Source organism: Thermoanaerobaculia bacterium (genome assembly GCA_035717485.1).
Classification (GTDB): Bacteria; Acidobacteriota; Thermoanaerobaculia; order UBA5066; family DATFVB01; genus DATFVB01.
The window spans coordinates 1-2,006 of record DASTIQ010000058.1; the positions used below are offsets into that span (position 1 = coordinate 1).

The following is a 2,006-nucleotide window of genomic DNA, read 5'->3' on the forward strand; positions in this document are numbered from 1 at the left end:
TCTTTCAGTCGTGGGACAACGAGAGGGCGCGGTCGTACCGCCGGCTCAACCACATCCCCGAGTCGTGGGGAACGGCCGTGACGGTCCAGGCGATGGTGTTCGGCAATCTCGGCGACGATTGCGCGACCGGCGTGGCGTTCACCCGAAACCCGGCGACGGGCGAAAAGAGCTTCTACGGCGAGTTGCTGCCGAAGGCCCAGGGCGAGGACGTCGTCGCCGGAATCCGGACTCCGCACCCGATCTCGGCGACCGGCCGGGGCGATTCCCTGGAGGAGACGATGCCCTCGGTGTACGGGAAGCTCCTCCGGGTCCGAACGGCGCTGGAGAAGAACTTCCGCGACATGCAGGACATCGAGTTCACGATCGAGAGCGGAAAGCTCTACATCCTCCAGACTCGAAACGGGAAGCGAACCGGATTCGCGGCCGTGAAGATCGCGTGCGATTTCGTCGACGAGAAGCGGATTTCCCGGAAGGAGGCCCTGACGCGCGTCGATCCGGAGCAGCTTTCCCAGCTCCTCGCCCCCGTGTTTCCGATCGCGGAAAAGGAAGAGGCCGTCGCCGAGGGGCGGCTTCTCGCCCGGGGGCTCCCCGCGGGGCCGGGCGCCGCGTGCGGGCGGGCCGCGTTTTCGGCCGAGCGGGCCGTCGAGATGGCGCAGCGCGGCGATCCCGTGATCCTGATCCGCGCGGAAACTTCCCCCGAGGACATCCTCGGCATGGCCGCGTCGAAGGGAATCCTGACCTCGCGGGGCGGGATGACTTCCCACGCCGCGGTCGTCGCGCGGGGAATGGGAAAGTGTTGCGTCGTCGGTTGCGGGGAGATCACGATCGATCCACGCTATGCCCGCCTCATGTCCCGGGGGCAGACGGTTTCGGAGGGCGACTTTCTCTCCGTCGACGGGACGACGGGCGAAGTCCTGTCGGGGAAGCTCTCGACGCGGCCGTCGGAAGTCATTCAGGTCGCCGTCGAGGGAAAACTCAAACCGTCCGATTCGTTGATCTACCGCCAGTTCGCCCGCCTTCTCGGATGGGCCGACGAAGTGCGAACGCTCGGAGTTCGAGCGAACGCGGACACTCCGCGCGACGCGCACGTGGCGCGCGCGTTCGGCGCCGAAGGGATCGGCCTGTGCCGGACCGAGCACATGTTCTTCGAGGAAGAGCGGATCACGGCGGTGCGCGAGATGATCCTCTCGGAAACTCCGGAAGAGAGAAAGAAGGCGCTCACGAAGATCCTTCCCATGCAGAGGGGCGACTTCGCCGGAATTTTCCGAGAAATGCGCGACCTCCCGGTCACGGTCCGGCTGCTCGATCCGCCGCTCCACGAATTCCTGCCCCGCGAGCCGAAAGCGCTCGCCGCGACCGCGAAGGAGATGGGCGTCTCCGTCGAGGTGCTCAAGGGCAAGGTCGAGGGGCTCTCGGAGGCGAATCCGATGCTCGGCCACCGCGGGTGCCGGCTGGGGCTCACGCACCCCGAAATCTACGAGATTCAGGTGAGAGCGATTTTCGAGGCCGCCGTCGACGTCGCGCGAAGCGGCGGCCGCCCGATTCCGGAGATCATGATCCCCCTCGTCGGCACAGTCGCGGAATTCACCGTGCTGCGCGACATGACCGACCGGATCGCCCGCGACGTGTTCCGCGAAAAGGGGCGCCGCGTGCCGTACCTCGTCGGAACGATGATCGAGATCCCGCGCGCGGCCTTGCTGGCGGCGGAGATCGGCGCGGAAGCGGAGTTCTTCTCGTTCGGCACGAACGACCTGACCCAGATGACCTTCGGGTACTCGCGCGACGACATCGGATCGTTCCTGCCGCACTACCTCGAGGCGGGGATCCTTCCCAACGACCCGTTCGCCTCGATCGACGTGGAGGGAGTGGGGCAGCTCGTCGCGCTGGGCACTTCGCGCGGCCGATCGGCGCGGGCGAAGCTCAAGGTCGGGGTGTGCGGCGAGCACGGCGGCGATCCGGCCTCGATCGCGTTTTTCCACCGGACCGGCCTCGACTACGTTTCGTGC

The 2,006-nt window shown here is 67.0% G+C and carries 1 protein-coding gene; it reads left to right on the plus strand.

All coding sequences use genetic code 11. The features are described 5' to 3' along the window. A partial coding sequence (ppdK, locus tag VFS34_02890; protein HET9793383.1) for a pyruvate, phosphate dikinase occupies positions 1-2,006 on the plus strand: 2,006 nt, incomplete at both ends.